The organism is Buttiauxella sp. S19-1 (assembly GCF_022134725.1).
GTDB lineage: Bacteria > Pseudomonadota > Gammaproteobacteria > Enterobacterales > Enterobacteriaceae > Buttiauxella > Buttiauxella ferragutiae.
In genome coordinates, this window is sequence record NZ_JAHWLU010000210.1 from 1 (window position 1) to 3,273 (window position 3,273).

The window sequence follows — 3,273 nt, forward strand, 5'->3', positions numbered from 1 at the left end:
AGTTATAATTATAAAAAAATGTAACGTGAGATTGAAATCTCAATACGCCATCAAGCTCGGTAATGTTTATCTTTATAAATCCAATCGCTTTGAATTCATTTGCAGATTCAAAGGGCTGAAGCCGCCTGGAACTTGCCTGAATGCTTGTCGTAAATGGATGAAATAAACTTACCGCGCTAAGTATTATACAAGGAGAATTACTCAAAACAGGTCGTCGATATTCTAAATTAAATAAAAAGGAATTTAGCCAATTTATTACACACAGCTAATTTGTTTTATGAATACGGTTCATTCATCTGTCAATTTTCAAACATGGCGGAAACGAGTGATGATAGCTTATAAAAGGTAAACATAGGGGTAATTATCTATGGCCTCACAATATGACTTTACTGTCACACTTCACGATCTTGCTTTTATCCTTAAGCAGATAAAAATATCTGAAGCCGCGACAAACCCAGATGGCACTATCAATGGTGATGTACTACGCGATGCTGTTTCCAGCCCATTATTGCCGTATGGATTGCGCACCGTCGATGGTTCCTGGAATAACCTTCTGCCAGGTCAGGAGCTCTACGGTTCCGCCGACCAAACCATGCCAAGATTAACCGCGTTAAACTGGCAAGATGCGGATGCGTCAACCAGTTATACCCAAATCGGAGGCATGGTTGTCGATGCAGACCCACGTATTATCAGTAACTTAATATCCGATCAAACCAATTCAAACCCCGCAGCAGTCGAAGCACACGAAGGTCTAGCTGATGCCCCAGGGGGTGGTAAAGAATCCGATAATGGCAGCTTGTCGATTCCTAACTTGTCTCCCGATGTCGGGCTATCCCCCGCTTTTAATGGCTGGATGACCTTCTTCGGCCAGTTCTTTGACCACGGTTTGGATCTGATACCCAAAGGAGGAAACGGAATTGTCTTTATTCCGTTACAACCTGATGACCCTTTATGGGTTAAAGACTCACCCACTAATTTCATGATATTAACCCGGGCAGAAGTTGATGCTAATCATGAAACGAAAAACCTCACTACCCCATTCATCGATCAAAACCAAACTTACACTTCCCACCCGTCACATCAAATATTCATCCGCGAATATCTATTAATTGATGGTAAGCCTGAGCCTACCGGTAATTTATTAGGTGGTGTTAATGGCGGACTGGCAACCTGGGCTGATGTAAAATTCCAGGCTGAACATATTCTCGGTATTAAACTCACCGATCAAGACGTGTTTAATGTTCCGCTGCTGGCAACCGACCGCTACGGTAATTTGATCCTAAGTGAAAACGGTAAAGTGCAGATTGTCACCACCGCTGGGTTGGTTGAAGCCAACGGTGAGGCTTTATCCGCGAATACCTTCCGTACCGGACACGCGTTTCTTGATGACATTGCCCACACGGCGACGCCAAAAGGACTGGTGGCTGATGACGACAATGTGATTGGTGGCGAGCAGGCTGCGGGCACCTACGATAATGAACTGCTCGACCGACACTTTATAACTGGTGACGGGCGCGGCAATGAAAACATTGGTTTAACCGCAGTACACGCGGTATTCCACAGCGAACATAACCGCCTGGTGGAAGAGTATAAAACCACGATTCTGGGAACCGGCGATATTGACCTTATCAACCAATGGTTAATGCCGTCACACCAGATAACTGAGTTGCCAGCCGATACCGGCACCCTGGTGTGGAACGGCGAATACTTATTCCAGGCGGGTCGTTTCACCACAGAAATGCAGTATCAGCACTTGGTCTTCGAAGAGTTTGCGCGTACTGTGCAACCCGCCGTTGACCCGTTTGTCTTCTCCAACAGTGCGGATATTAACCCAGCTATCTTTGCTGAGTTTGCTCACGTGGTTTACCGCTTTGGCCACTCAATGCTGACAGAAACCGTCGCGCGTACCGATATCGCTATGCAAGATGGTGATATTGGCCTGATTGAAGCGTTCCTCAACCCGCTGGCCTTTAATCAGATCAACAGCGAAGCGGTTTCTGATGAACAGGCGATTGGCGCGATTGTGCGCGGTATGACGCGGCAAGTTGGTAACGAAATTGATGAATTTATTACCGATGCCCTGCGTAATAACCTGATTGGCCTGCCGCTTGATTTAGGCGCACTGAACATTGCCCGAGGCCGTGATACGGCGATGCCGACCCTGAATCAGGCTCGCGCACAATTCTTTGAATTAAGCGCTAACAGTGAATTACGGCCTTATACCAGCTGGGCTGATTTTACCACTTACCTGAAAAATCCGGCTTCCATCATCAACTTTATGGCCGCTTACGGGCAGCATGAGTTGATTCTGAGTGCCACCACCATCGAAGGCAAACGTGCCGCGGTGAACTTCCTGCTGTTCGGCGATGGACCGAACACCCCACCACCTGCTGATGCGATGGATTTCTTCAACAGTACCGGTGCCTGGGCGACCAAAGAATCCGGCCTGAATATGGTCGACTTCTGGATTGGCGGGCTAGCGGAGCGCAAAAATGAGTTTGGCGGGATGCTCGGCTCAACCTTCAACTTTGTCTTTGAAACGCAAATGGAATTGCTGCAAGACGGCGACCGCTTCTACTACCTGAGCCGTGCTCAGGGGCTGAACATGCTCAATGAGCTGGAAGCCAACTCGTTTTCCGCACTGGTGATGCGCAACAGCGATCTGGGCGAAATCGGTTCATCTCACCTGCCCGCTAACCTGTTCCAGACCCCAGACCATATTTTCGAAGTGAACCAGGCGCTGCAAACCGAAGCCGACCCAACCTGGGGTAACCCGCTTAAAGACTTGTTGACGCCGCTGATGACACGGCGCGCTGCCTCTCAGGATGTGGACGGTGATGGTGCGGCTGACGGCGGTTATCTTAAATACACTGGTGATGGGCACGTGGTACTAGGAGGGTCCGCGGGCAACGATACGTTAATCGGCGGTAAAGGCATCGACAGCCTGTGGGGTGACGCTGGTGATGACCGGCTTGATGGTGGCGATGAAGCCGACGTAGTTCACGGCGGTGACGGTGATGACATTATTACCGACACTGGCACACCTGTGGGTGATGCCGACTTCCTGCATGGCGATGGCGGCCACGATGTGATCTTCTCCGGTAACGGCAACGATCTGGTCTTCGGCGGCAGCGGCAGTGATTTTGTGGTGGTAGGCGAAGATGCACAGGAAGTGTTTGCTGGCCGGGATAATGACTTTGTGCTCGGTGGTTCGGGCGGTGATGCGCTGCTGGGTAACGAAGGCGATGACTGGCTCGAAGGCGGTGACGGGTT

Annotated in this window: 1 protein-coding gene; it reads left to right on the forward strand. The window is 49.6% G+C overall.

Annotation, left to right across the window (positions count from 1 at the left end; genetic code table 11):
• Positions 1-367: 367 nt before the first annotated feature.
• On the forward strand, positions 368-3,273 hold a 2,906-nt coding region (locus tag MES37_RS23870), incomplete at its 3' end, for a peroxidase family protein (protein WP_273695248.1).